Here is a 24,691-nt window from a genome sequence, read left to right as displayed (position 1 = left end):
GGTCAGGCCCCCACCCTCCGGATACCTCATCCCACCGGCATACCGCAGGGATCATGAACCGTCACTCCCCGACGACAACCCGAAAACCTCAGTAATATCCCGTGTCATGGCGATGTTCGTGCACTTGACCTCGGCGGCGAACGCGCCGCGCATCCGGCGGTCCGGGATCCGGGCGGCCGGCCACGGACAGGGCAGCTCGCGGGGGGTCTACTGCTTCCCGGTCCTTCCGTCGTACACCCTCACCCACCAATGGCTGCGCGAGCTGGCTCGTTTCGGCAGCCGGGGCGGGCTTGTGGCAGTCCACGTACGACTCGACGACGACCAGGACGTGCTGGTCGGACGCTATACCGACCGGGCGCAGGATGCCCAGGCCGCCGTTTCCGCGTCAGAGGCAGTGCGGCGGATCGCGGCACTTGAGGACCCGCGCGGGTGGGAGGTGTTCGTCCCCCGGACGATCCGGCCCCGTGAAGTGCACCGGGTCCGCACCGCGCCGCAGGTGGCGGGGTGGCGGTACCTGCCGGACTCACACGGTGTGCGCCCCTGCACCTGTTTCGGATGCCGCGTGCGCGGTGGGTACGGGGCGCGGCGCCTGCGCGAGCGGTTGCCGCATCCGCTGGACGGTCCGCCGCCACCCGTCAAGGTGCTGCTCACCCGGGTCGCAGCTGGTGACCCCGCGGACCCGGCCGCGCTGCGGGAGGCACTGCACTGGTTCGGAATGCGTCGGCGCGGCCCACTCGCCCAGTTGAGCCACCTCGCCACCCACCCCGACCCCGGGGTGCGGGAGGAGCTGGTGTGGGCGGTCGCCCGCTGGTCCACCCCAGGGGTCACCGAACTGCTGGACGGTCTCGCCGACGACCCGCACTCAAACGTCCGGGAGGCAGTGGAAGCAGTCCGCGATCCGCTATGACCACCGACCCCTTGGAATAGATCGTCTAGGCGGAACTGGTGGTGCTGGTCGGCAGAGCCTGCTGATAGAGCGCCACCAACACTCCGTGCACGGGCTGGTCCTCTGCGTTCTCCTCGGCCTCGTCGACCAGTTGGGCGAGGGTCTCGCCGAGTTCTCTTGCCTTCGCGGGGCTGAGACGCAGGTGGCGCAGTGTCAGGTGGGTCTCGGCGGGAGAGCGGCCCAGCTCGTGGGCGACCGCGGCGAGCATCGCGGCGGTGCCTGCCGCTTGGGGTTCGGCGACGACCATCCGGCGGGCCGTGCGCTGGTGGTACTGCTCGGTGCCGCCGCGGACCTGGCGGGTCTCGGCGATGTGGACCAGTCCGGCTTCGCGGAGCACTTTGAGGTGGTGGGCCACGTTGCCCTTCTTCGCGTCGAGCTGCGCCGCAAGCTGGCTGGTGGTGGCAGGCCGGTGCCCCAGGGCGAAGAGCAACCGCTGACGCAACGGGTGGGCGAGTGCCGCGAACTGCTCAGGCGCACCGATCTCCAGGGCGTCCTCAGGGGGTGGCAGGTAGGGAGGCTGATCACGCATACCGAAAGTGTCTAAACTCTTTGACGCTTCCGCAAGGTCAATGCTCTACTCCCTGCCATGACGACTTCAACGAAGCTTCCGCCGGCCCCTGTTGTCGACGAGACAGTCCGGCTCCTGATCGAGCACTACGTCTTCCCCGAGATAGCCGAGCAGCTCGCCGACCTGCTGCAACGACGCCTCGCCGAGGGCGCGTACGACGTCGACGGCGCCGAGGAGCTCGCCCGTCTGGTCACCGCGGACCTGCAGTCCGTCAACGGCGACCGACACCTGAGGCTGAAGCACCACGCCGACCCGGTGTCCCCGAAGCAAGGGGCGGCCACCCTGGACGCCATGCGCCGGGACTTCGACACCTCGCTGGGCGGTGCGCCACGGGTGCAGTTGCTCGACGGAGGGGTCGCCGTGGTGGAGCTGGCACCGATGCTGTTTCCGCTGGAGTGGGCCGCCGAACCGCTGGGCGCCGCGCTCACCCTGGCCTCCCGCGCCCAGGCGCTGATCGTGGACCTTCGCGCCAACCGGGGCGGCGACCCGGACACGGTCGCCTTCGTCTGCAGTTACCTCCTGGACGAGCGCACCCACCTCAACACCATGCACTGGCGCAGCCGCGAGCGCAGTGAGCAGTCCTGGAGCCTGCCGCACGTTCCCGGCGCGCGCTTCGGTGGCACCAAGCCGTTGTACGTGCTGTCCAGTGACAGCACCTTCTCTGCCGCTGAAGAGCTGGCGTACAACCTCCAGCAGCTCGGTCGCGCCGTAGTCGTCGGCGAGCCCACCCGCGGCGGCGCACACCCGTGCAGGGGCTGGACGGTGCACCCACACCTGGAAGCCACCATCCCCGTCGGCCGAGCCGTCAACCCCGTCTCCGGCACGAACTGGGAGGGCACCGGTGTGCAGCCGGATATTCGCTGCGCTGCTGCCGACTCCCTCGACCACGCGCACGCGCTGGCCCTCGCCCGGCTGGCGGGCTGACCCAGTCCGGCCCATCGACAGCACTGTGCGGAGCGCCTCCCCCTGTCCACTTCAGCGGCTGACTTCGGCGGCGGAGGCCCCGGCGGGCGGCGCCGGCGAGGCGGCCGGCCCTTGCTCCCACGCCGACGACTCGGCGGCCCTCGTCGCGGTGGTGCGGGCCGCGCGGGTGGGGCGGCCAGTTCCGGGGACGACGGGCCGCTACACCGTGTTGAAGAGGATCTTGTTCTTGCCGGGGAAGAAGGGGTCGGCCCGTGTGAGCTTGGCCTGGACGCTCGTGCCCAGGTCGAGCTTGGCGCCGGACGTGATCTTGCCCATCACGGCTGGTTCCGCCAGGTGCACCGTGCCCTCCTTCGGTTTGTTGTCCTCCGCGTCGGTGTTGATGACCATGCCGCTGAAAATCTCGTCCACCCGGTTCTTGAGCACCGCGGCCTCCGCCAGGTCCACCGCGCGCCGGTCCGCCACCTTCCCCTTCCCCCGCGCCATGTCGCACGGCAGGCAGTACAGGGCGTCGAGCACCCAGTTCGGCGGGACCTGGTCGGCGCACGCGGCCACGCACAGCTCACCGGTGTAGCGGTCGATCAGGCGCCGCAACGGGGCCGTGCAGTAGGTGTACGGGGCCGCGATCGCCGCGTGGAGCGTGTGTTCCGGGATGTGGTGGTCGCGGAAGGTGGTGTACTCCGCCTTGAGCAGCATGGCGGTGGCCTCGCTGAGGAAGGCCATGTGCTTGTGGTCAGCCGGATTGAGGGAGTTGGCCAGCGCGGCGTACGAAACGCCGGGCTGCCAGTCGATGCCCAGGTGCTTTGCGATGTCGTGCACGCGCCGGACCACATCCTGGTCGGCCTGCTTCTTCTGGGTCCGCAGGATCCCGGTACCGCTGTCCAGCATGATTTGGGCCGCGGCCATTCCGGTCATGAGGGAGATCTGTTCGTTCCAGCCCTCCACGGGCAGTGCCGCCACGTAGCTCAGCCGGAACGATCCGTCCTTCAGGGTGACCTCCTGGTCCGGAAGGTTCACCGCGACCCCGCCGCGCGCGGCCTCGACGGCTTCCCGCAGCTTGCCGATCTCGCGCAACAGCGCGACGGACTCCTCGGCCGTGCCGGCCTCGATGTCCTGTTGGACCCCCTCGTAGTTGAACTTGGCCCGGCTGCGGACCTTGGCCCGGCTTACGGTCGAGTCGGTCACGTTGCCGTCGGCGTCGAGGTCGTGCTGCCACAGCAGGGCGGGGACGACCTGGTCCGGAAGCAGGCTGGCCGGCCCCTCGGAGATCGAGGGCGGGTACAGGGGCACCTTGAGATCGGGGAAGTACAGCGTCTCGATCCGGTCGTGAGCCTCGGCGTCCAGCGGGCTACCCGCCTTGACGAAGGCGGCCACGTCGGCGATGGCGTAGTGCACGCGATACCCACCACCGGGCCGCCGCTCCAGGTACATGGCCTGGTCGAGGTCCTTCGAGGTCGGTGGGTCGATCGTGAACAACGGCAGGTGGGTGGCGTCCTTGTCGGGCAGCTGGAGCGCGGAGCTGGCATCCTCCGCCGCTTCGAGCACATGCGCGGGAAACTCCGTGGGGGCCTTCAGCTCAGCCCGGAGCTGCTGCAGTGCCTTGAGCAGGGCGTCCTGGGCCTCGCGGGACATGTGCATCTGTTGGCGTCGCATGTCCCGAGCGTAGGGCGGCGACCACGGGGCGGCGCATTGAGCGGGTCCGGGCGGGGGAAAGGAGGAGCGATCCGAGAGGGCCATCCCCGCGGGCGCAAGGAGCAGCGTCGGCCGAACGGCTTCGTTCACTTTCGTCCGACGGCGTTTGTTCGTGGGTTCCAGCGGCGTTCAGTGATCATCGGCACTTTGGACGTTCACGGGAAACAGCGGCAGCGTCAGCGTCAGCGTCGTGGGTGTCCCGGTCGTCTTCCTGCTTCGCAGATCGGCGTGATCGTTCAGCGAAAAAGGAGCCGTGGCGTCTGGGGCAGAGGTGGCAGCATGCGGTGTCATGGCAGATGACAGGACCAGTGCGTTTCAGGCAGGCCAGACGGGGCTCATCGTCCGGATCCCGGAGGCGGAGCCGTCCGTCCGCGGGTGGCGCGAACGGCTCGACCCCTCGGCCCAGGCCGGGGTTCCAGCCCATGTCACCGTGCTCTTCCCGTTCCTCGACGAGAGCCGAATAGATGCGCTCGTCTACTCCGCTCTCGCGGATGTGCTGGGAAGCCACCATGCCTTTGACCTGCGATTCGAGCGGTGTGGACGACTCCCGGAAGTGCTGTATCTCGCCCCCGAGCCTGACACGCAGCTGAGGCAGCTCACGGAGGCGATCGCTGATCGCTGGCCTGAGGCTCCGCCGTATGGCGGCCGGTTCGCCGAGATCGTGCCGCACCTGACCATCGCGCAAGGTCAGGAAGACGTCGTCCTGGAGGAGATCAAGGCCGACCTCGCCGGCAGGCTCCCGTTCACGTCTCACGTCTCGTCGGTTGAACTCATCGTGCACGACGGCACGAAGTGGCAAGAACGGGCGTCGTTCGCACTCGGAGAATGAAGCAGGTCATGAGGCTTGGCTGGTCCGCTGCCCCTTGGGGCAGGTACGACGCCCGTCGCGATCCCGCCCAACCCCACGCAGTGCACCCCACGCCAGCGGGGAGCAGGGCGTGGTGAGTGCGGTGGTGAGCCCACGGGGCATGGTGAGTCCGCCCCGGGAGTACTGACCTTGTGATCGGACGTCAGCCTCGGAGCGGCCGAGTTCCCTGCTGGAGGAGTCGTTCGGCGGCCGATGCGGCGCGTATGAGGGGCAGTCGGGCGATGGTGTCGCGGGCCCGGCGTCCTGCGGCGGTCTTGGGAACCATGAGGCGGACGTTGAGTCCGATCTGCTGCTTTTTTTGGACCAGGGGGTGGTGTTCGGCGTGGTAGCGCCTGAAGGCAGTCGTGTGGTCGTCGCGGTGGGCGGCGAGTGCTGTCGCGAGCCGGTGGGCCCCGACGAGGGCGAGTTCGGCACCGGCGCCGGAGGCGGGTGAGGCGCACCAGGCGGCGTCGCCGACGAGGGCGACGCGGCCGGCGGACCAGGTGGGCATGTGGACCTGGCTGAGGGCGTCGAAGTAGAGCCCCGGATCGTCCAGCGCACTCGCGAGGAGTTCGGGTACGCACCAGGAGGTGTCGTCGCCGAACGCGTCGCGCAGGAGTTGCCTGTGCCGGCCGGTGTCGCGGTGGTCATAGGCGAGCGATGGGGAGCGGAACATGAAGTACGCCTTGGCCTGGGCGTGGTTGCCGGACCGGTAGACGCCGGCCATCCTGCCGGGGGTGTTGTGCATCGTGACCCAGCGGTTCTCGCCCAGTTCGGGGTCGGCATCGGCGAAGGCGAAGTAGTGGTCCTTGAAGCGGAGGAAGCGCTCCGCAGGGCCGAACGCGAGGCGTCGGACGTCAGAGTGCAGGCCATCGGCCCCGATGACCAGGTCGAAGCGGTGCGGGGCTGCGTTGCCGAAGGAAACGGTGACGCCGTTCTCGTCCTGTTGCAGGTCATGGATCGAGTCGCCGAAGCGGTACTCGACGTCCGCGTTCTCCTTCAGCAAAGCGACGAGGTCGCCGCGCATGATCTCCGCGGCGCCGGGGGTGCGGACGTCGACTCGGGCGGTCGTGCGGCCGCGGCTGTCGACGAACTTCATGCCGTGCACATCCGCGGCCACCGCCTGGACGGCTGGCCAGATACCCATGCGCTCGGCGACATCCACAGCCAGGTCGCGCACGTCGACGCCGTTGCCGCCGGCACGCGGGCCGGAAGCGCGCTCGACAACGGTGGGCCGGAACCCGTACCGAGTCAGCCAGTGCGCGAGGGTGAGACCTGCGATGCTCGCACCGGAGATGAGGATGCGCTCGTCCATGTGTCCTCCCCTAAGATTACTGGAATCATGGTTCCAGATGAGTATGTGGAAGGTGCGTTCCAAATGTCAACGCCGGGAAGCGACGGGCGCCGCGCCGATGCGGTCCGCAACAGGAAGACCGCGCTGCAAGCCGCCACGGAACTGCTGTCCGAGCCTGGCGCCGCCCTGACCGTCGAAGCCATCGCCAAGCGCGCGGGCCTGGGTGCCGGGACCGTCGTGCGGGCCTTCGGCGGCAAGGACGCCCTGCTCGACGCCGCCGTGGCCGGCCTACTCGAACCCGTCGTCCTGCGCGCCCGGGACTTGTGCGAAAGCGCCGCGGCGGGCGTATCGCTGCACACCTTCCTCACCGAGCACATCGCATTCCAAGCGGCGCACCAAGCCATCAACGACCAGCTCACCGGCCTGAACCTGCCCGCCACCACGACCAGGCGCGCAGAACTGGTCACCGCCGTCGAGGAGATGATCCGCCACGGCCAACGCGAGGGAGTCATCCGCGCCGACCTCGACGCCGCGCTTCTGACCACCCTCGTCGGACAGACCGCCTACGCCGTCGCCCGAGTCCACCCCACCGCGCCAGACCTCACCGATGCCTACCTCGCCGTACTGATGGACGGCCTGCGCCCACGGTGAGGCGCCTCCACCGGAGCCCTCCGCCCGGGGGCCGGTACGGCGCAGTGACCACAGCATGCGAGGCGGGCCATCGCCTCCACTCCCCGCGCGAACCCGAAGGCATGCGAGGAGCGAAAGCGAGCGCACTCCCCTCCCCCGGCAGGCCGTCCACGCAAGCGCAAGCGCGAGAAGCAGCCTCTCTCGGTAATGACTTCACGTACGAAGCAGCCATCCCCGCAGAGCGAGGAGCAGGCAACACCGGCAACCTGCCCCCGCCGTCGACCGTGCGCGGCGTGGGGGCCACCCTCGCGCGAGCGGAGCGCAGTCGGCCGGCCGGCTGACGTTGGGCCACCAGGTCGGGCCGGCCCCGGGCGGGCTCGCGCTCTCACCGGGCAGCAGCCGGCCGTACGCCGTCTGCCCGGACCGGACGGCCGCGGTCCTGGACGCGGCCGCCCTGAAGCCCGTCGGCGCGCTGCCGTACGGGCCCGTCGCGGAGCCCCGCCCGGCCGTCGGCCCGGACGGGCAGGTCCTGGTCACCGACCTCCGACGCCATCTACCCGGTCATCGACCCCAAGACCGGGCAGGCGACCGCACTCGCGGTCAGCACCGCCCGGCTTGACACAGGCTCACCGCCTCATACATCCGGGACGGGCGTGGCCTGGTGGTAATACATCCGCCACCCGGATGCGTCATCCAACTTCCGCCAGATCGAGCTCCTGCGGGCTCGCCTGCCATCGAGCATGGTTTCGAACGTCAGGTGCACAACCCCCGGCGCCAATACGGTGCCCGTCATCTCGGTGGGCACGTACTGCGGGCCATCGTCCGCGGCACCCTGCATGACCGGTAGCGCCGAGAGCATCGACCGACGATCCCACCTACGCCCTGAGGCACCTACCTCCACGAACTCCGGATCGAGGAGTTGATCCGCCAATGCCCCAGACGACCGCCCGGCCGGACCGAGCAACTGCAACTCCCGCTCGATGACCTCGGCCACGCTGCTTTCCACGTCCATGGGAGCATCCTGCCCCAGCCGACCTGGGCATTCGCAAGCGAATTGAGGAGTCCGCCGCGCCGGCTGCCCTGCCCCCGGAGGGGGCGTCATCACGGGTTCAAGTGCCGGCAGGCAGTCGCTTCCCGGCACACGAGCGAGGTCCGGCGACCGCCAACCATGCACGGCTGGCGCCCCACGGTACCGATCAACTGGCGCCCCGCGGTGCCGGGCGTCCGGCGCCCGCTGTGAACGCCTTGCCGACCGGTCGACACAGAGAGCTATAGTGCTAGCTAACTAGATAAATGGAGGAACCGGTGATTGAGTTCCACCTGAACAGCCGGTCCGGCCTGTCCCCGTACCAGCAGCTGGTTCAACAGGTTCGCCACGCCCTGCGCCTGGGCCTGCTGGAGGAGGGGGACCGGCTGCCGACGGTCAAGGACGTGGCCAAGCAGATGGCGGTCAACCCGAACACGGTGCTCAAGGCGTACCGGGAGCTGGAGCACGACGGCCTGGTGGCCGCCCGTCCCGGCGTCGGGACGTTCGTGACCCGGACGCTGGCCGACGGCACGCTCGCCGCGCAGGGACCGCTGCGCAAGGAGCTGCAGCGCTGGCTGACCAAGGCCCGCCTGGCCGGGCTCGACGACGAGAGCATCGAGGCGCTGTTCGTGAACACGTTTCGTAACGCCGCCGGAGAGGACGTAGCGTGAGCGCTGTCTTGCGAGCCCAGGGCCTGGGCAAGAGGTACAAGCAGCGCTGGGCGCTGCAGAACTGCGACCTTGACGTCCCGGCCGGCCGGGTGGTGGGCCTGGTCGGCCCCAACGGCGCCGGCAAGTCGACCCTGCTGAAGTTGGCCTCCGGCATGCTGACCCCGACAGCCGGCACCATCGAGGTGTGCGGTGGTCGTCCTGCCGCGGGTGTGGAACAGCTGGCCAAGGTCGGCTTCGTCGCCCAGGACACCCCGATCTACGCCGCGCTGAGCGTCGCCGACCATCTCGACCTCGGCAAGCGCCTCAACCCGAACTGGGACGACGCTGTGGCGCGCGACCGGATCCGCTGCCTCGCTCTGGACCCCAAGCAGCAGGCCGGCAAGCTGTCCGGCGGCCAGCGCGCGCAGCTTGCTCTCACCCTGGGCATCGCCAAACGCCCGGAGTTGCTCATCCTGGACGAGCCCGTCGCGGCGCTGGACCCGCTTGCCCGACGGGAGTTCATGCAGGACCTGATGGAGGCTGTCGCCGAGCACGAGCTGAGCGTCGTGCTCTCCTCCCATCTGGTCTCCGACGTCGAGCGAACCTGCGACTACGTCATCGTGCTGGTCGACTCCCGGGTGCAGGTGGCCGGCGACATCGACGACCTGCTCGCCTGCCACCACCGGCTCACCGGACCGCGCCGGGACCTCGGCACGCTCCCGGCCGGTCAGCACGTCATCACCGCCAGCCACACCGACCGGCAGACCACCCTCCTGGTGCGCACCGACACCGCGGTCCACGATCCGTCCTGGACCGTCAGCCCGCTCGGTCTGGAAGACATCGCCCTGGCCTACATGACCCGGCCCGCCGACGCGGTGAGTGACACCCGACCCGCACTGGAGGTACTCCGATGATCTGGCTGACCTGGCGCCAGTTCCGCACCCAGGCCGCCGTGATGTTCGCCGCGGTCGCCGCCCTCGCCGCCGCCCTCGCGGTCACCGGCCCGCAGCTGGCCGACCTCCACCGAGCTGCCGGCAGCAGCCTGGTGGACCAGGTCTCCAGTCCGGACCGGACCCTCTACTACACCGGACTGCTGGCCGTACTCGCCGTGCCGGCGGTCATCGGGATGTTCTGGGGCGCGCCGCTGATCGCCCGCGAACTGGAGACCGGCACCCACTGCCTCGCGTGGAACCAGGGCGTCACCCGCACACGCTGGCTGACGCCCAAGCTGGGCCTGGGTGCGGCGGCCTCCGTGACCGCTGCCGGACTGACCAGCCTCGCGGTGAGCTGGTGGAGCAGCCCCATCGACCGGTCTGTCAACGGCGGTGGCGCGACGGACACGTACTTCCCGCGGCTCGACCCCGTGGCCTTCGCCGCACGAGGTGTCGTCCCCATGGCCCATGCCGCCTTCGCCTTCGTCCTGGGCGTCGCCCTCGGCCTCGTCATCCGCCGCACCCTGCCCGCGATGGCCACCACCTTCACCCTCTACGCCGCCGTCCAGCTCGCCGTGCCGACGTGGATCCGCCCACACCTGGCCGCCACAGACCGAACCACCCTGCCGATCCAGCCCGACGGCGCCCCCATCAGCATCCAGGACGGCGCCAAACAGGTCGTCGCGCACCTCGACGAAGTACCCGGGGCCTGGATCACCTCCCAACAGACACTCAACGCCACCGGCCGGCCGGCCCCCGTGCCGTCGTCCTTCGCGGACTGCCTGCACACCACATCGGGCCCACCCACCCTGCAGCAAGTCGACCGCTGCATCGCCGACCTCGGCGCCCAGGGCTACCAGCAGCAGGTGACCTACCAGCCCGCCGGCAACTTCTGGACCCTCCAATGGGCCGAGACATGCCTCTACCTCGGCCTCGCCCTGGCCCTGACCGGGTTCTGCGCCTGGTGGATCCGCCACCGAGCGACCTGACGCACGCCAGTCCCAGTACGCGAACAACCGCGAGGGGAAGCCGGGTGCCAGCTGCCCCTCGAGGCATCGACAGAGTCCTCCCACCGTTCGAGATCCATCTCGCCGCGACGAGCTCTTGGCGGTGCGCGCGATCGGCAGATATCGGCTGTCCCGTTAGGTTCTGTCCGGTCGATCATGTGCGGAGCCAAATGAGGGCTGCTGCGACGGTCGCGGTGCCCAGGTAGACGTAGACGCTTGTCGTATCGCGTCGCCACCGCCCGGTAGTTTTTGAGCCTGTTGATTGCTCGCTCCACGGTGTTGCGCTTCTTGTACAGCTCCTTGTCGAAGCCGGGCGGGCGACCTCCCGCCCGGCCCCGGCCCCGGCCCCGGCCGCTGCGATGCCCAGCCTGGTCGCTCTTTGGTCACGCCGCTGCACGCCCGTCCACACCCGGTGCACAATGCCGTTGACCACTTGACGATGATCGAGCCACCGCCCGCAGCGGTGTTGTTGCCCGTCGGCAGAAGCGGCGCCAGACGTCGCCACTCAGCCTCTGTCAGATCCCCCGGCCAGTCACACGAGACCAACGACTCAGCGGGCGGCACGGGTGCGGTCAGCACCGGCGATGCCACCACGCCAACTCCGAGTCTGCCGTCGGCTCGTAATGCGTCCGTCTGAGCAGCACCCCGTCCAGACGCTCGACCTGCACTCGGAGTTCGGCGGCGGCCCTTGGCGGAAGCATGAAAAGAGCCTCTTGCAGCTTGTCCCGGGCCCAGCCCTCGCCGCAGCAGGAGCAGGTGAACTCAGCCTCCCACTGCCTCCACCGGCGCTTGGTGCCGTGGACACGCGCGGACCACACGCTCAACGCCGCTGACACGATGCCCGGAGACAATCGCTCCCGTTCGAGCACACGGACGGCGGAATTCGCCGCTCCCGACAGACCGGGAACATCGCGATACCGCACCCACGGGCTTCCCCGGCCGCTTTCACGCGACCGTGGTGAAGCTGGTGTTCTACGCGGCACGGCCCCTTCGAATGCAAGTCATGGACGGCATCCTTCCACAGTCCAAGATCGGCCGGACAAGACGCGGTCCCAAGGCGCCAGCGGCAGGCCAATCACCCACACCGCCAGAAGCTCGTCGATCTCGATGAGCATCGCCTCCAGGCCCACATCGCCCGAAGCCCCCTCGATCCTCCCCAGCACCGGCGGCACGTCCCCCACGCTCCACGCCGCCACCGCCAAGATTGACGCCATCCCCCTGGCCGGCGCCCGCGGCCACCAGAGCGACCAGAGCGACCCGCAGCTCAACGTTCACCGCGGTCAGCGCAAGGAGATCCGGGCCGCCAGCGACTCCTCGACCGCCCGCAGTCGGCGGTTCAATACTCTCTTCGCGGCAACGTGCCAGCAGCACGACCCACACCTGGTCACAGGTGCTCACACCTGCGTTCCTCGTACCCGACATACCCGGCCAGATGCACCGTCAGCTTCTCCGCATCCGCGACACTGCACTCCTAGAAACCCAGGCACCCTCGGACCTGCGGGCACAGTGGTACTCGACCCTGCGGCCCGTCCAATCGCAGGAACCCGCTCACAAACAGAGACCTGGACCTATCGAGCGACGAACTCCACAACCTCACCGGACAACCCTGCCCGAATGCAGAGAATGACGCTCACCAGTAGCAGCACGCCTGAGGCCCGGATCCATAGGATCCGGGCCTCAGGTCACTTCAGTAGCGGGGACAGGATTTGAACCTGCGACCTCTGGGTTATGAGCCCAGCGAGCTACCGAGCTGCTCCACCCCGCGTCGGTAAACCCAATACTACGCCACTCACAGCACCCCTCAGACCAGGACGCCCCCATCAGGACTTGCGTGGACAGGCGGTCCGGCAGGTGACCGCACAATTCAACTCGCTCAGCGTGTGCTGATGGCCATTGCGTCTGTGCATTGCAGTGCCCGCCGCGGCGCGCCTTGCGTGCAGCGCGCATCGCAGCGCGTTCCTCCGGTTGCACATAGACCACCATGACGGCTTCCTGGATCAGCAGCGCCACGTCTGCGACCTCGTCGACAGAGAAGGAAAGACCGTCGCGGAAAGTCCAGTTGCCCAGCAACCGGGCCCCATGAAGGTCGGCAACGATCTCAGCCGGAACACCCTGGGCCGTCAAGCCGTCCATCCGCTCGAAGAGGCCCTTGCCGGCTGCTTGCCTATCACTGCACGGTTCCTCGACAGCGGCCCGGTACATCCCCGCTGCCGCCCTCAAAGCCCCGACGGCCTCCCAGCGAGCTCTCTCATGGAACGGGACCCGCATCTTGGCTGGAGCCGCTTCATGCAGCAGACGGTGCTGCTGACGGGGGGCATCACCTCGACGGCCCTGACCTTGACCTCTTCAACTCCTCGGCGGTCGGGGGGTCGGACCACACAGACCTGTCCGGCCCCCAGTAGACGAAGAAGACACAGGTCGCCCCGCCAAGCCGGCACTCCACAAACGCACTCAGGGCCAATACACCAAGTGCCGTGACCGCATAGGTTCGCCGGGTTGCCGGTGGGGACGGGTGGCCCGGTGTGCTCTCGCCGCGGTAGGGGCACGATCATCAGCCTGGCCGCGGCTGAGGCCGATCCGCTCCTATGACCGCGGTGTGCTGTCCGAGCGCCACGTGGTGAGACGAGGGTGCCCCGGCAGTTCGGCGCGGCCGGTGGCCCACAACAGGGTGAGCCAGGGATCCGCGCCGCCCGGAGCCTGTGGAAACAGACGGGCGAGCACCCGCGAGCAGAGAGCGGAGGGCGGGGTCCAGGCAAGCCCGAAGCCTTCCGCCAGATCGTGCATGTGTACCAGCGTCTCTTGCAGCGCCAGCGCCGCGAAGCCTTCGGGGTCCGACACCCCGGCGGCGTGGTGGGCGCGGACCCGGGGCGGCGTGGTGCGGACCATGGAGACCAGCAGCGCGCCACACGCCTCCAGCACCTGCACCAGGCCGGCCGGACCCGCATCACGGTCCGCGTAGAGGAAGACCGCGGGTGCGTCCGGCCTCTTCCGGCTCAACGCGATGGGCACATGGGTGTCCAGCGGCGGGCTCTGCGGCCCTAGCTGCACGGCGTAGTAGAACAGGTCGTTGGCCAGGTGCTCGGCGGTCTCCCAGCAGTCCCACTCCAGCGAACCGGCCTTACCACCCCACCCCTCCGCGGGTGCGTCCCGAAGGACGCCCACGGCGAGCCGCACGGCAAGGTCGACGTCGTCCGCGGTGACGGGAGACAACACTGATCCGGTTTCGACTGATCGAGGCATGACAGCACCGTATCGCGAGGGATGAGGGCAACCCCTTCCAGCTTCCAAGGATCCAGTGCTGTGACCCCGGCGGCCAGGTCAGGCCGCAAGCCGAAGGGGTCTGCCTCCCCAGCGGATGCGTTTCTCGCTGCGGATGCGGATGCGGGCGCGTTCGCGTCGTTGGGCGGCGAGGACGTCGGGGCGACGGGCATTGTTGTTGCGCCAGCGCAGGTAGGCGTGCACAGCCCGGGGTCTGGACGGTGTGGTTGGGGTGGTGGGAGTCGGCGAGGGTGAACTGCCGTAGGGGTCCGAAAAACGCCTCGATCAGGTTGGCCCAGGACGCGTAGGTCGGGGTGAATTAGAGCTCGACCTTGTCCTCCTCTGCCCAACGACGGATCCGCCAGTTCCGGTGCATGGACAAAATTGGGATCCGGCCGGAGCCCACCCACAGGTGTCACGGTGAAGGCGTAGTGCGTCGCGGCCGCAGCCGCAGCCGCAACGAGGAGGGGCCACAACGGTTCCTTGGGAGTGGTGTCGGCCTCGACCAGGGCGAGCGGTTCGACCTGGTCGTGGGTCGCGTCGTCGACGTCACACAGTCGGCAAGACCGACACCTCCACGTCCCAGAACAAGAAGTCGACGACCCCACGACCTCTCCGCACAGGTTAGAGATCAGGTTGGGTCAAGGCGGTGCCGTGTAGGTAGGCGGCCACGATCGTCTGCAGCGAGGCGGTCTCGTTGATGGCGGTCCGGTAGAACACCAGCGAGTCCGTGAGGGCGATCAGTTCCTCGACGCGCGCGTCCGAGTCGGGGAGTCCGGCCCTGGTGAGGGCCGACGCCGTCACCTGTCGGGTGATGGCGTGGACCTCGGACTCCGCCGTCAGCTTGGCCCGAAGATGCGGCGCGTCATCGAGTTCGAGGATGAGGGCGTACCGGGCCTTCATGTCGTCGCGGCGGAACGCGAGGGTCTCGACGAGCCCTGCGATCAGCGCGGCGAGCTCATCGACGTCGAGCCGGTGTTCGCGCTCGGACATCGTGCTCAGAGAGGCGGCGAGTTCCTCGGCGTCCGCCTTCGAACGGGCGGCGAGCGCGTCGACGATGAGGTCCACGAGCGCAAGCCGCGTTTTCGCGTGGTAGGAGGTCGATCCCTGCGGTATCCCCGCCTCACGGTCGACAGCCCGATGCGTCAGGGCGCGAACACCGTCGCGGGCGATGATGCGAATCCCGCTGTTGGCGATCGCCTCCCGCCTCTCATTGCCACTTGGCATGTTCGAAGACACGACTCGATGCTACAGGTGTAGAGTCTGGACCCGAGAAGCTCTACACCTGTAGTGACGGGGTGGGTCAGTCCGACAGGACTGCAGTACAGATCAGGAGGAGAGCGCGATGATGATCGACTTCGTTCCCGACCCGAGCCTGTACCCCTTCGGCTCGCGATGGTTCGATTCGTCCGCCGGGCGGGTCCACTACATCGACGAGGGGATGGGGCCGCCGATTGTGTTCTGCCACGGCTCCCCCACCTGGAGCTTCCTCTACCGCCACATCGTGAAGGGTCTTCGTGACCGGTATCGCTGTATCGCCGTCGACCACCTGGGCTTCGGCTTGTCGGAGCGCCCGGCCGGCTTCGGCTACACGGTCTCAGAGCACACGACGGTCATGGGTGAGCTGATCGACCATCTACAGCTCGACGCCTTCGTCCTGATGGGACAAGACTGGGGTGGCCCCATAGGGCTCGGTGCTTCGATCACACGCGCAGAGCGCGTCAGGGGAATCGTGCTGGGCAACACCGCGTTCTGGCCGATCGAGCCGCTGGCGAATCGGGCGTTCAGCGTCATCATGAGCAGCCGCCCCATGCAACGGCGCATCCTCGAACAGAACCTTCTCGTGGAACAGTTCCTGCTCGGCAGAACCGGCCCCACTCTGACCGCAGTCGAGGCTGACCACTACCGCATGGTCCAACCCACGAAGGCAGCCCGGCGTGGACTCACGGTCATGCCCGGGGAGATCCGCGCCGCAGGCCCCCTGCTGAAGGAACTCGCCCAAGAGGTGCCTGCCCGCCTGGGCGACAAACCGACCCTGGCGATATGGGGCATGCGGGACATGGTGTTCCGGCCGAAGGCGTGCATCCCGCGGATTCGCTCCTCATTCACCGAACTGGACATCGTTGAACTCCGTCAGGCGAAGCACTTCATCCAGGAAGACGCACCGGATCGGATCGTGGAAGCGATCATCGAACGATTCCCCTGATTCATCACCTGTTCCCTGCTCAGGATGACCCGTCCGTGCGGGTCGACGCTCCGGGCGGGCACATGATCACCCTGACAGTGACGGAATTCTGCCCGAGTCGTTGCGGGGGCGGAAGCGGCTGGACGACCGCCGGGTGCTGAACGGGATCGTGTGGCAACACCAACGACTGCAACCGGTTCACCACCGTGATGGAAGCGATCCGGGTGCCCCGGATCGGACCGCGCCACGGCCAGGTCATCCGGCCGACGGCTGCCGGTACACCCTGGAGGAGCGGACACCGGCCCCCGCGTGGGCCCGGACGAGCTGGGGCGAGCCGGACCGGATCGCGCCGCCGCCTTGTGAAGGGTTGCCGACGGCGCCCCGGGGAGATCACGCCAGGGCGGCGTCGTGGTCGATGGCGCTGGTCACCGGTCGCTGTCTGCTACTTCGGTGCCCCTCATGTCGGAAGACGACTGCGACCGGTTGGCCTTTCTCCGGGGAGGCCGGCGTGTGACCGGTCCGATCTCCCGTGCATCTCACCGGCCGTCCGGACGCTGCCGGCCCTCCGCATCCGGCGCTTGGGGGTTCGGGCCCCGGAAGCGGGCGAGCGTCTTCCCGAGGTTCTTCCATGGCCAGGGGTCTTCCTTGGCCGGCGCCGGCGATGCCGTCCGGGGTGCGCCGTCGCCGCTGGTCGCCTCGGCGAGGGCGTCGAGCGCCGACTCGGCAGCCTCCCGGTACAAGTCGCAGGATGCCGTCATGGCCTCGAGCGCCTTGGCGTACCTGGTGACCATGGCCCGTGCATGGACCAGTTCCTCGGCAGGGGTGAGCAGATGCCAGCCTTGGCGCAGCCGTGTCAGGGCCTGTTCGGCGTCGGCGGGCAGTGGCTGGGGCAGTGAGGCGAACTCGGTGATCTTGTTCAGGAGTTCGGTGGGTTCTGTGCCGTCCAGGAAGACGTTGCGTACGGTGAGGTGCTCCGCGTCGTCATCGACGGCCTGCGGTGTCGGGGGCAGGATGACGGCGCCGCCGCGCGGTATTCCCACACCCAGCTCACGCTTCATCACGAAGTCGGCGATCTGGGCCTGCTCCGGCGTGGCCCGGTGTTCGACCACCCGGTGCCGCAGGCTCGGCGGCAGGAACGCCGTGATCGGCCGGCGTCCCAGGGCGTCCGGCGTCATCGCCTCGTGCACCACGATATGGATGAACCAGCTCTGCCGGGTGCAGGCCCGTAGCAGGCGGCGCAGCTCGTCGTCGTCCTTCGGCAGGTGGTTCGTCGTCCGCAGACGCACGTCCGGCACCGTCTCGTGGTCCCACGCGACCTGGTCGCTGTCGGGCCAGAACACGGTGGCCGGTGAGGGCCAGCTCGCTTCCCACACCCGCTCGGCCTCGGCGGCCAGGACCCAGGTGACACCCGCGCTCTTCATTCGGCGGGGCTCGGACTCGTACAGGGTCAGTTGCGCGCGCACCGTGACGCCGTCGGCCACGCGCCAGCGGGCCTCGAAGAGGCGGCGGGCGGACGGGCCGGGATCCGCGGACTCGTCCCGCGGGTACAGGTCGGTGGAACGCGCCGCCTCGACGGGGTCGAGGTCCAGGAAGTCGTCGATCACCCGGGCCGCCTTGAGCGCGATCAGGTTACGCCGGACATCCAGCTCAGGCTCGAGCCCGAGGTGACACCCACGCCCCAGCCAGACGGTATCGGGGACGATGGTCGCTGAAGTGCTGTTCTTGGCCATGGAACCATTCAGTGAGCGAGCAGGGCCCAACCAGTATGGTCCGCAGCCCGAGCAAGGCAAGCGGCACCCCGCCCCCTCGGCTACCGCGGCGGCTACATGATCACCACAGACCCGCAAAGATCGCCGAGAACGCCTCACTGCGTATGGGGACGATCAACACCGAACTGCGGCGCACCCTGTCTGGGACCATCAACCCCTGGGCGAACAGGTCGCCGACTACGAGGTCCTGGCCATGCTCCAGGACCAGATACCCCACACGCCCCGCACATACGAACGAGTGAGCAAGGCCAGCTTGACGATGGACAAGCCCCTTCGGGCCGCCCCTCCTGGGCGTCCCCGCGCCGCCGCCCGATCCTCGGCGAATCGTCGCCATGGCGCTTCCAAAAGCCCAGCGGCCATCCAGCGCGCCGGCCCTGTTCCAGGCGCTGGACGAAGTGGTGGCGTGACGGACGGGCGCTTCAGGTGACGAGGCCGATGCCGAGTCTCCGGAGCCATGCCTTGACCTCGGCTTGGGCCTTTCTCACCTCCTCACCGCGTACAGCCAGGCCCTGGGCGAGGGTGGCGCCGGTGCAGGAGGCGGCGTAGTCGCGTTCGGCGGTGCCCAGTCCGCTCATGGCGTGGGTGGTGAACGGGATGACGGTTCTGCCGTGGAAGTCGAGGGCTTCGGCGAACGTCTTCATGATCATGGGCGGGCGGACGTTCCAGATCGGGCTGCCGAGGAGGATCGTGTCGTAGGGGGCGAGGGAGGGAAGGCGGCCGGCGATGGCCGGCCGGGCGTCGGCGTCCTGCTCGCGGACGTTGCGCCGGACGGCCTGGTCGTAGCTGTCCGGGTAGGGCTCGGCGGCTTCGATGCGGTGGACGTCGCAGGTGATGAGGCGGCTGATCGTCCCGGCCAGCACCTCGGTGTTGCCGGTCACGAGGTCGGTGCGCCGACCGTAGTCGTAGTTCTCGCCCCGCCGGGAGAAGTACGCCAGCAGGACCCGCCTGCCGCCTGGAGCGGTGACGGTGGACTGCCGGGTCGCTTCGGTCGAGTGCTCGGCCGCGGGGACGCTGCAGCTGGTCAGGTGGGTGCCGGTGATGGCAGTGGCTCCTGTCAGGAGGGCGCCGCGCAGCAGTGTGCGCCGTCGCAGTGGGGCAGCCCTGTCCTGTTGATGGGTCACGGTGGCGTCCTTCGGGTGCTGCCCTTTGTGCGTCCGGCGCGGACGCCCTGGAGGGGTGGGCATCCGCGCCGGTTCCGGGGCTGTGTCAGCTGACGCGGCGCTTGGCGAGCCAGTCGACCATGGCGGGGTCGTGGTGGTCGAAGAAGAGGGTGTTGCCGGTGTCGAGGGTGGCGATGGCGGCCATCTGCTCGGTGGTGAGTTCGAAGTCGAAGATGTCGATGTTCTCGGCCATCCGCTCGGCGCGGACCGACTTCGGGATGGCGATGACACCGCGCTGGGTGAGCCAGCGCAGGACGACTTGGGCGACGGACTTGTCGTACTCCTTGCCGGTCTCGGCCAGGAGCGGATTGGTGAACAGGTCGTTCTTGCCCTCGGCGAAGCCGCCCCAGGACTGGTGCTGGACGCCGTGCTCGCGCATCAGGTCCTGGTAGTCGGTGCGCTGGAAGAAGGGGTGGGTCTCGATCTGGTTGACGGCCGGGACGATCTCGTTGTTGAGGATCAGGTCGATCAGCCGGTCGGGGTAGAAGTTGGCGACGCCGATCGCTTTCGCGAGGCCCTCGCGGTTGAGGGCTTCCATGGCGCGCCACTGGCCGTAGACGTCACCGAAGGGCTGGTGCATCAGGTACAGGTCGAGGTGGTCGAGGCCGAGCTTGGCCAGGGAGGTCTCGAAGGCGCGCCGGGTGTTGTCCTCGGCGGGGTGGTCCTGGACCCAGAGCTTGGTGGTGACGAAGAGGTCTTCACGCGGGATGCCGCTGTTCTTGATGGCGCGGCCTACGGCTTCTTCGTTGCCGTAGGCGGCGGCGGTGTCCAGGAGGCGGTAGCCGGTGGCGAGGGCGTCTGTGACGGCCTGCTCGGTCTGCTCCGGCGGGATCTGGTAGACGCCGAAGCCGAGGACGGGCATCTGGACGCCGTTGTTCAGGGTGACGTGCTGCATGGTTCTTCCGTTCTGTGCAGGTGCGGGGTCTGGACGGCTTGGTGAGGGCCGGGCGGTTCCGGTGGTTCTCCGCTTCCGGGTGGATCGGTGGTTCTCCGCTTCCGGGTGGGTCGCTGGTGGATCGGTGGTTCTCGGTCACGCTCGCGCACCGTGGTGGTCCTCGCGCGCAGACAGGGCCCGAAGGCGGAGGGTTGCCGCGACGGTGACGAGGACGGTGGCGGCGGCGATCAGCAGGCTGATGCGCAGGCCGCGGACGAAGCCGGACGGCTCGGCGACCAGGGCGCCGAAGACGGCGACGGCCAGGGCGCCGCCGGTCTGGCGGGAGGTGTTGAGGACCCCGCCGGCGGTTCCGGCCCGCTCGGTGGGCACGCTCTCCAGCACCAGGGCGGTCAGCGCCGTGACGGCCAGGGCGCCCCCGGATCCGATCGGCACCATCAGTACGACCAGCAGCCACACGGAGGCCGTGGCCGGCATGGCGGCCATCGCGAGCAGGCCGCCGACGATCAGAACCTGCCCCAGGACGATGGGGGTGCGGGCGCCGAAGCGGTTGGCCAGGCGGGCGGCGGCGGGCCCCATCGCGGCGGCGGTCAGCGCCATCGGCAGGAACGCGATGCCGGTGGCGAGCGGGTTCAGGCCGCGCGTCTGCTGCAGGTACAGGCCGATCAGGAAGATCATTCCGTAGAAGGCGACGTTCAGGGCGAAGCCGACGGCCGACGACAAAGACATGACGCGGCTGCGCAGCAGCGGCAGCGGGGTCATCGGGTGCCGGCCGCGGGCCTGTGCGATCACGAACACGCTCGCGGCGACGACGGTGACGGCGAGCGCCACCAGGACCGGTGTGGTCGTGAAGCCGTCGGCGCCGCCCTCGATGGCCGCGAAGGTCAATGCGCCCATGGCGACGACAGCGGTGACCTGTCCGGTCCAGTCGAACGGCGTCGGCCGCGCCGGGGAGCGGGCGGCCCGGCGCAGCAGGAGCAGGGCCGCCGCGCCGACGGGCAGGTTGACGAAGAAGATCAGCCGCCAGTCGGCCATGGTGAGCAGCCCGCCGGCCACCGGTCCGGCCGCGGAGCCGACCGAGCCGCCCACGCCCCACAATGCGATCGCCTTCGCCCGCCGGGCCGGATCAGGGAACGTCTCGCGCAGCAGGGCCAGCGAGGAGGGCAGTACCAGGGCGGCGCCCACGCCCTGCACGATCCGGGCCGCGACCAGGACGCCGAGGCCGGGGGCCAGGCCGCACGCGACGGAAGCGGCCGTGAACAGGGCCAGGCCGGTGGCGAACGCCTGCCGGGCGCCGATCCGGTCGCTGATCGAACCGGCGGAGAGCAGGAACGCGGCGAAGGCGAGGGTGTAGCCGTCGACGACCCACTGCAGTCCGGACATCCCGCCGCCCAGTCCGTCTCGGATCGACGGCAGCGCCACGTTCACGATCAGCGCGTCCAGCGTGATCGTGAAGAAGCCCAGCAGCACCGCGGCCGGCGCCGCACGGGACCCGGTCGCGGTGGCGGCCGCCGTCGGACCGGACACGGCCGGTCGGGCGGGGGCCTGGGGCGTGGAAGGCATGTCGTAGCTCCGGGAGACGTGGGGTGGGCTGGCGTTCCTCCACCTTGGCGCCGTTTCCCGCCTTGTGGCAGGCCGGGCTGTTCGGGGTAGTGACAGGGCCCCCCACCGGGCTGCCGCCCAGGTCACTGCGGTGTGAGACTGAACCCATGGCACACGAGCCCCCCACCCCGACCAGCGACGGCGGCGGAACGGAACTGGGCCGCTTCCTGCGGGCCCGCCGCACCCAGACACGCCCCGACCAGGTCGGCCTCACCATGGGCGCCGGCCTGCGCCGCACCCCGGGCCTGCGACGTGAGGAGCTCGCGACCCTGGCGGGGATCAGCATCGACTACTACGTGCGCCTGGAGCGCGGCAAGGAGACCCGGCCCAGTCCGGCCGTCCTGGACGCCCTCGCCCGCGCGCTCCGCCTCGACGACCAGGAGCACCAGCACCTGCGCGAGCTCGCCGTCCACGCCGCCCGCTACGCCCCCGAACCGCCCCCGGCACCCAGCCGGACCGTGCACCCCCACCTCAAACTGCTCCTGGAGACGATGCGCCCCAACCCCGCGTACATCGTCAGCCGCAGCATGGACTTCCTCGCGTCCAACCCCGGAGGGCTCGCCCTCTACGCGGGCCTGGCCGACTGGCCGGTCAAGCAGCGCAACCTCGCCCGCTACCTCTTCCTCCACCCCGCCTCACGCGACCTGTTCCCCGACTGGGACCGCCAGGTCCGCGCCTGCGTCGTCCGCCTGCGCGCCACCGCCGGCACCATCCCCGACGCCCCCGACCTGACCAACCTCGTCGGCGAGCTCCTCCTCAAGAGCGGCGAGTTCGCACGGCTCTGGGAACGCTACGAGGTCACCGGCAACAAGCCCGCCCGCAAGACCTTCCACCACCCCCAGGTCGGCACCATGCACCTCACGGGCCAGTCCATGTTCCTCGACGGCACCCCCGGGCAACGCCTCGGCGTCTACACCGCTGACCCCGACACCCCCGACCACGACGCCATGACCCTGCTCGACATGACCGCGCCCAAGCCTGACCGCGCCCCCACCGCGAAGGACGGAGAGCAGCAGCGCATGGACTCCTGAGCCGGCTTCCGGGGCCCGGCCCTCGGAATCCGCCTGTCGTCGAAGGATCGTTTGACGACAGGCGACCGACGCCCCGCTGTGCGGCCGCAGAGGGCCACTGACCGTCTCCTCATGGTCCCGCTACGACAGATGGCGGGCGAAGAAGGTCCCCACCTGGCGTCGTACCTCGGCGAGGGTCACAACCGGGTCGCCGGTGCCGACGAGCGCGGCCCGTGTTGTCGCTGTCACAAGACCGGCGGTCTGGAGCCGCGCGACGAACGAGCCGTAGTCGGTAAACGCCCAGTGGTTCGCGTCGGCGAGCAGCACGCGGCGGCCGGGAAGACTCGCCCAGGAGGACTCGATACGGGCGGCGCCCTCGAATCCGTCGGTGCGGAACAGCAGCAGCGGCCGGTCGAAGCCGACCGGCGGGTACAGGTCGAGATAGCCCTCCAGGTTGGCCACCGCGCCGACCCGGCGGTCGCCACGGGCCGCGTACACCGCCGCCGTGCCGCCTGCGGAGTGCCCGTACAACCCGATCCGGCAGGAGTCCATGACCGGTGCGAGCGGCAGGTCGCTGAGCCGGTCCAGGACCAGGCGGAGGTCCGCGATCCTGGTGTCCACCATGGTGCGGAAGGTCGCCTTGTCCGGCGGTCCGGTCAGGACGGTCGTCCGCATTCCGGTGGGCAGCTCCACCTGAGAGGCGTCACCGGGGTGGTCGACGAGGACGACCACTCGGCCGTGGCTCGCCAGGTCCTCGGCGAGGGTTGTGCCGAGCGTGCGGGAGTCACCGCCGCCGGGTGAGTACACCAGCACCGGCCGCCGCCCGGGCAGTGGCGGCGCGCCCACGTATCCGTGGGTGAGGACCGCGCCCCAGTCCACCGCTCCCGGCTCCGGCAGCCCCGGATGAACGTGCGGCGCGTACTCGGCGAACACCCGGGCCTCGCCCGGGGTGAGCTGCGGCGCACGGGAGAAGCCGCGTACCGATCGGGCCGGATACAGGAAGGTCAGCATCAACTCCCGCACACCGCCCACCCACGGGTCGGTACGGGCCGGGTCCGTCAGACAGACCGTCTGCATGCCTACGGGGTACGGGCCGGCGGGCGCGGGCAGCCGGAGGATCGAGCCGCCACCGGAGGCGGACGCAGCCGTGGGCAGCAGGGCGGCGGCACTCCCGAATAGGGTGCCTTTCAGAAGAGTGCGTCGAGAAGTCATACGAACATCCTTGGGGCGGGGGCCGTCACGATGCGAACGTTCAGGCCCTGGCCGAAAGGCTGGCCCAAGACGAGGAGTTGTGAGGGTGCTGCGAATCCACTTCACCGCGCAGGACTTCGCCCGGACCCGCTTCGCACCCCGCCCGGCGCCGCTCCAGGAGCTCCACGCCGCCCTGACGACAGCCGTGACCCGGCGTGGCGGGCCTCTGTTCGCGCCGTGGCGCGGCCGTGTCCTGCGCTCCCTCCCGGCCGCGACTGACCCGCTCGCCGACGTGGTTCCGGCGGGCCGCCCGCCCTCCTTCCTCGACGTCCTCGGCGACACCATGGCCGACGGCTTCGAACAGATCCGCGCCACCAACCCCGGTCTCGTCCGCTCCGAGCTGGAGCGGGTCTACGGAGCGGTGCCCGCCCCTCGCTGGATCCGCGGCCTGCACGCGGGCGACGAGACTGCCTGGCGCACCCTGCACCGCGCCCAGCAGGCCGCGTACGAGACGGTCCTCGCCCCGGTCTGGTCCGTCGTACAGGATCTGCACCGCGAGGAGTTCACCCGCTACGCCTTGACGGTCGCCGAGCACGGCGTGGCCGCCACGCTGACCGGCCTGGCCCCGGGCAACCGACTCCACGAGAGTGTGTGGGAATGGCCCGGCGCCGCGCCGGGCCGCGACGTCCGCCTCGCCGGGCGCGGCCTGGTTCTGATGCCCACCTTCCACCACCCGGCGGGCCCGCTTCTGCAGGACACCCCGGGCCGTCCCGCAGTCCTGACGTACCCAGCCGGTCCCGGTCTCCCGCCCACTGCGGGGCGCCCGGCCGTCCCCGCCGAGACCCTGGCCGCCGTCCTGGGCCGCACCCGGCTGGACGCCCTGCGCCTCCTCGCCGAGCCCCACACCACGACATCCCTGGCCCGCGCCCTCCACGTCAGCAACGCGACGGCCTCGTCCCACGCGGCGGCGCTCAGATCGGCAGGCATGGCGACGACGACCCGCACAGGCCGCTCGGTCACCCACCAGCGCACGGCCCTCGGCACGCTGGTCGCGGGCACCTGACCGCCGTAGTTCGCCACAAGACGGCCCGCTCGCTCATCACCGCCCTG

General features: G+C 69.6%; 23 protein-coding genes, 1 tRNA gene and 3 pseudogenes. 10 read left to right on the top strand and 17 right to left on the bottom strand.

Annotated features, from left to right (window positions below; genetic code table 11):
* Window positions 1-106: 106 nt before the first annotated feature.
* Complete coding sequence (locus ACFVZH_RS33730; RefSeq protein ID WP_384903430.1) at window positions 107-907, top strand: HEAT repeat domain-containing protein; 801 nt, start codon at window positions 107-109, stop codon at window positions 905-907.
* A gap of 25 nt (window positions 908-932) precedes the next feature.
* Here the strand turns inward: ACFVZH_RS33730 and ACFVZH_RS33725 are convergent, their stop codons facing one another.
* Window positions 933-1,475, bottom strand: coding sequence for an ArsR/SmtB family transcription factor (locus ACFVZH_RS33725; protein ID WP_384903429.1), 543 nt, complete (start codon window positions 1,473-1,475; stop codon window positions 933-935).
* 57 nt (window positions 1,476-1,532) lie between these two features.
* Between ACFVZH_RS33725 and ACFVZH_RS33720 the strand changes: the two genes are divergently transcribed.
* A complete protein-coding gene (locus ACFVZH_RS33720; RefSeq protein WP_384903427.1) occupies window positions 1,533-2,438 on the top strand; it encodes a S41 family peptidase in 906 nt (301 codons plus the stop codon).
* A 198-nt stretch (window positions 2,439-2,636) separates the two neighbouring features.
* On the opposite strand, the gene ACFVZH_RS33715 is transcribed toward ACFVZH_RS33720, so the two are convergent.
* Window positions 2,637-4,088, bottom strand: a complete 1,452-nt coding sequence (locus tag ACFVZH_RS33715) for an RNB domain-containing ribonuclease (protein ID WP_384903425.1) — start codon at window positions 4,086-4,088, stop codon at window positions 2,637-2,639.
* 328 nt (window positions 4,089-4,416) lie between these two features.
* Between ACFVZH_RS33715 and ACFVZH_RS33710 the strand changes: the two genes are divergently transcribed.
* Window positions 4,417-4,956 (top strand): 2'-5' RNA ligase family protein, encoded by a 540-nt coding sequence (locus ACFVZH_RS33710; protein WP_384903423.1) that lies wholly within the window; start codon window positions 4,417-4,419, stop codon window positions 4,954-4,956.
* 181 nt (window positions 4,957-5,137) lie between these two features.
* Here the strand turns inward: ACFVZH_RS33710 and ACFVZH_RS33705 are convergent, their stop codons facing one another.
* On the bottom strand, window positions 5,138-6,289 hold the full coding sequence (locus ACFVZH_RS33705) for an FAD-dependent monooxygenase (RefSeq protein WP_384903421.1): 1,152 nt from the start codon (window positions 6,287-6,289) through the stop codon (window positions 5,138-5,140).
* 63 nt (window positions 6,290-6,352) lie between these two features.
* Between ACFVZH_RS33705 and ACFVZH_RS33700 the strand changes: the two genes are divergently transcribed.
* A complete protein-coding gene (locus ACFVZH_RS33700) occupies window positions 6,353-6,919 on the top strand; it encodes a TetR/AcrR family transcriptional regulator (protein WP_384903419.1) in 567 nt (188 codons plus the stop codon).
* Between the two features lie 364 nt (window positions 6,920-7,283).
* On the opposite strand, the gene ACFVZH_RS33695 is transcribed toward ACFVZH_RS33700, so the two are convergent.
* Both ACFVZH_RS33695 and ACFVZH_RS33690 read right to left on the bottom strand, forming a co-directional pair.
* The gene (locus tag ACFVZH_RS33695) at window positions 7,284-7,451 is read right to left on the bottom strand and encodes a hypothetical protein (protein ID WP_384903417.1); all 168 of its coding nucleotides are present in this window, start codon (window positions 7,449-7,451) and stop codon (window positions 7,284-7,286) included.
* An 81-nt stretch (window positions 7,452-7,532) separates the two neighbouring features.
* On the bottom strand, window positions 7,533-7,910 hold the full coding sequence (locus tag ACFVZH_RS33690) for a DUF4440 domain-containing protein (protein WP_384903415.1): 378 nt from the start codon (window positions 7,908-7,910) through the stop codon (window positions 7,533-7,535).
* A 281-nt stretch (window positions 7,911-8,191) separates the two neighbouring features.
* On the opposite strand from ACFVZH_RS33690, the gene ACFVZH_RS33685 reads away from it, so the two are divergent.
* From ACFVZH_RS33685 to ACFVZH_RS33675, 3 genes are read left to right on the top strand one after another with little or no spacing between them, the layout of a single operon-like run.
* On the top strand, window positions 8,192-8,596 hold the full coding sequence (locus ACFVZH_RS33685; RefSeq protein WP_384903413.1) for a GntR family transcriptional regulator: 405 nt from the start codon (window positions 8,192-8,194) through the stop codon (window positions 8,594-8,596).
* Window positions 8,593-9,489 (top strand): ABC transporter ATP-binding protein, encoded by an 897-nt coding sequence (locus ACFVZH_RS33680; RefSeq protein WP_384903411.1) that lies wholly within the window; start codon window positions 8,593-8,595, stop codon window positions 9,487-9,489. Before ACFVZH_RS33685 ends, ACFVZH_RS33680 begins: the two co-directional genes overlap by 4 nt.
* Window positions 9,486-10,496 (top strand): transporter, encoded by a 1,011-nt coding sequence (locus ACFVZH_RS33675; protein WP_384903409.1) that lies wholly within the window; start codon window positions 9,486-9,488, stop codon window positions 10,494-10,496. The genes ACFVZH_RS33680 and ACFVZH_RS33675 overlap by 4 nt, the downstream gene beginning before the upstream one ends.
* Window positions 10,497-10,668: 172 nt before the next feature.
* Here ACFVZH_RS33675 and ACFVZH_RS33670 read toward each other — a convergent pair.
* The 7 genes and pseudogenes from ACFVZH_RS33670 to ACFVZH_RS33640 form a co-directional block, all read right to left on the bottom strand.
* Window positions 10,669-10,891, bottom strand: a pseudogene (locus tag ACFVZH_RS33670) (IS5/IS1182 family transposase); the annotation flags it as partial.
* A gap of 624 nt (window positions 10,892-11,515) precedes the next feature.
* Window positions 11,516-11,686, bottom strand: coding sequence for a hypothetical protein (locus ACFVZH_RS33665; RefSeq protein ID WP_384903407.1), 171 nt, complete (start codon window positions 11,684-11,686; stop codon window positions 11,516-11,518).
* 519 nt (window positions 11,687-12,205) lie between these two features.
* Window positions 12,206-12,279, bottom strand: a tRNA-Met gene (locus ACFVZH_RS33660).
* A gap of 302 nt (window positions 12,280-12,581) precedes the next feature.
* Window positions 12,582-12,782: pseudogene (locus tag ACFVZH_RS33655) on the bottom strand (hypothetical protein); the annotation flags it as partial.
* Between the two features lie 315 nt (window positions 12,783-13,097).
* Window positions 13,098-13,754 (bottom strand): hypothetical protein, encoded by a 657-nt coding sequence (locus ACFVZH_RS33650; RefSeq protein ID WP_384903406.1) that lies wholly within the window; start codon window positions 13,752-13,754, stop codon window positions 13,098-13,100.
* A gap of 78 nt (window positions 13,755-13,832) precedes the next feature.
* A pseudogene (locus tag ACFVZH_RS33645) lies at window positions 13,833-14,154 on the bottom strand (transposase); the annotation flags it as partial.
* 242 nt (window positions 14,155-14,396) lie between these two features.
* On the bottom strand, window positions 14,397-15,011 hold the full coding sequence (locus ACFVZH_RS33640) for a TetR/AcrR family transcriptional regulator (protein ID WP_384903404.1): 615 nt from the start codon (window positions 15,009-15,011) through the stop codon (window positions 14,397-14,399).
* 106 nt (window positions 15,012-15,117) lie between these two features.
* On the opposite strand from ACFVZH_RS33640, the gene ACFVZH_RS33635 reads away from it, so the two are divergent.
* The gene (locus ACFVZH_RS33635) at window positions 15,118-15,978 is read left to right on the top strand and encodes a haloalkane dehalogenase (protein WP_384903402.1); all 861 of its coding nucleotides are present in this window, start codon (window positions 15,118-15,120) and stop codon (window positions 15,976-15,978) included.
* 515 nt (window positions 15,979-16,493) lie between these two features.
* Here ACFVZH_RS33635 and ACFVZH_RS33630 read toward each other — a convergent pair.
* From ACFVZH_RS33630 to ACFVZH_RS33615, 4 genes are all read right to left on the bottom strand, one after another.
* Window positions 16,494-17,687 (bottom strand): hypothetical protein, encoded by a 1,194-nt coding sequence (locus ACFVZH_RS33630; RefSeq protein ID WP_384903400.1) that lies wholly within the window; start codon window positions 17,685-17,687, stop codon window positions 16,494-16,496.
* 458 nt (window positions 17,688-18,145) lie between these two features.
* Complete coding sequence (locus tag ACFVZH_RS33625) at window positions 18,146-18,847, bottom strand: flavodoxin (RefSeq protein WP_384903398.1); 702 nt, start codon at window positions 18,845-18,847, stop codon at window positions 18,146-18,148.
* 85 nt (window positions 18,848-18,932) lie between these two features.
* Window positions 18,933-19,781 (bottom strand): aldo/keto reductase, encoded by an 849-nt coding sequence (locus ACFVZH_RS33620; RefSeq protein ID WP_384903396.1) that lies wholly within the window; start codon window positions 19,779-19,781, stop codon window positions 18,933-18,935.
* Between the two features lie 135 nt (window positions 19,782-19,916).
* Window positions 19,917-21,341, bottom strand: coding sequence for an MFS transporter (locus ACFVZH_RS33615; RefSeq protein WP_384903394.1), 1,425 nt, complete (start codon window positions 21,339-21,341; stop codon window positions 19,917-19,919).
* Between the two features lie 146 nt (window positions 21,342-21,487).
* On the opposite strand from ACFVZH_RS33615, the gene ACFVZH_RS33610 reads away from it, so the two are divergent.
* Window positions 21,488-22,411: a helix-turn-helix transcriptional regulator gene (locus ACFVZH_RS33610; RefSeq protein ID WP_384903392.1), complete on the top strand. Its 924-nt coding sequence runs from the start codon at window positions 21,488-21,490 to the stop codon at window positions 22,409-22,411.
* 120 nt (window positions 22,412-22,531) lie between these two features.
* On the opposite strand, the gene ACFVZH_RS33605 is transcribed toward ACFVZH_RS33610, so the two are convergent.
* Window positions 22,532-23,602, bottom strand: coding sequence for an alpha/beta hydrolase family protein (locus tag ACFVZH_RS33605; protein WP_384903390.1), 1,071 nt, complete (start codon window positions 23,600-23,602; stop codon window positions 22,532-22,534).
* 85 nt (window positions 23,603-23,687) lie between these two features.
* Between ACFVZH_RS33605 and ACFVZH_RS33600 the strand changes: the two genes are divergently transcribed.
* Window positions 23,688-24,644 (top strand): ArsR/SmtB family transcription factor, encoded by a 957-nt coding sequence (locus ACFVZH_RS33600; RefSeq protein ID WP_384903388.1) that lies wholly within the window; start codon window positions 23,688-23,690, stop codon window positions 24,642-24,644.
* Window positions 24,645-24,691: the final 47 nt, after the last annotated feature.

The sequence above is a fragment of the Streptomyces sp. NPDC059534 genome (assembly GCF_042743475.1).
GTDB lineage: Bacteria > Actinomycetota > Actinomycetes > Streptomycetales > Streptomycetaceae > Streptomyces.
Note: the sequence above shows the minus strand (reverse complement) of the source record. Positions and strands in the feature narration are given on the sequence as shown.

Bases quoted from the DNA above. Each gene is read 5' to 3' on its own strand.
- ACFVZH_RS33635 (WP_384903402.1), top strand. From the start codon at position 15,118: ATGATGATCGACTTCGTTCCCGACCCGAGCCTGTACCCCTTCGGCTCG.
- ACFVZH_RS33700 (WP_384903419.1), top strand. From the start codon at position 6,353: ATGTCAACGCCGGGAAGCGACGGGCGCCGCGCCGATGCGGTCCGCAAC.
- ACFVZH_RS33650 (WP_384903406.1), bottom strand. From the start codon at position 13,754: ATGCCTCGATCAGTCGAAACCGGATCAGTGTTGTCTCCCGTCACCGCG.
- ACFVZH_RS33725 (WP_384903429.1), bottom strand. From the start codon at position 1,475: ATGCGTGATCAGCCTCCCTACCTGCCACCCCCTGAGGACGCCCTGGAG.
- ACFVZH_RS33615 (WP_384903394.1), bottom strand. From the start codon at position 21,341: ATGCCTTCCACGCCCCAGGCCCCCGCCCGACCGGCCGTGTCCGGTCCG.
- ACFVZH_RS33685 (WP_384903413.1), top strand. From the start codon at position 8,192: ATGGAGGAACCGGTGATTGAGTTCCACCTGAACAGCCGGTCCGGCCTG.
- ACFVZH_RS33675 (WP_384903409.1), top strand. From the start codon at position 9,486: ATGATCTGGCTGACCTGGCGCCAGTTCCGCACCCAGGCCGCCGTGATG.
- ACFVZH_RS33630 (WP_384903400.1), bottom strand. From the start codon at position 17,687: ATGGCCAAGAACAGCACTTCAGCGACCATCGTCCCCGATACCGTCTGG.
- ACFVZH_RS33730 (WP_384903430.1), top strand. From the start codon at position 107: ATGGCGATGTTCGTGCACTTGACCTCGGCGGCGAACGCGCCGCGCATC.
- ACFVZH_RS33610 (WP_384903392.1), top strand. From the start codon at position 21,488: ATGGCACACGAGCCCCCCACCCCGACCAGCGACGGCGGCGGAACGGAA.
- ACFVZH_RS33620 (WP_384903396.1), bottom strand. From the start codon at position 19,781: ATGCAGCACGTCACCCTGAACAACGGCGTCCAGATGCCCGTCCTCGGC.
- ACFVZH_RS33695 (WP_384903417.1), bottom strand. From the start codon at position 7,451: ATGGCGTCGGAGGTCGGTGACCAGGACCTGCCCGTCCGGGCCGACGGC.
- ACFVZH_RS33715 (WP_384903425.1), bottom strand. From the start codon at position 4,088: ATGCGACGCCAACAGATGCACATGTCCCGCGAGGCCCAGGACGCCCTG.
- ACFVZH_RS33720 (WP_384903427.1), top strand. From the start codon at position 1,533: ATGACGACTTCAACGAAGCTTCCGCCGGCCCCTGTTGTCGACGAGACA.
- ACFVZH_RS33705 (WP_384903421.1), bottom strand. From the start codon at position 6,289: ATGGACGAGCGCATCCTCATCTCCGGTGCGAGCATCGCAGGTCTCACC.
- ACFVZH_RS33605 (WP_384903390.1), bottom strand. From the start codon at position 23,602: ATGACTTCTCGACGCACTCTTCTGAAAGGCACCCTATTCGGGAGTGCC.
- ACFVZH_RS33690 (WP_384903415.1), bottom strand. From the start codon at position 7,910: ATGGACGTGGAAAGCAGCGTGGCCGAGGTCATCGAGCGGGAGTTGCAG.
- ACFVZH_RS33710 (WP_384903423.1), top strand. From the start codon at position 4,417: ATGGCAGATGACAGGACCAGTGCGTTTCAGGCAGGCCAGACGGGGCTC.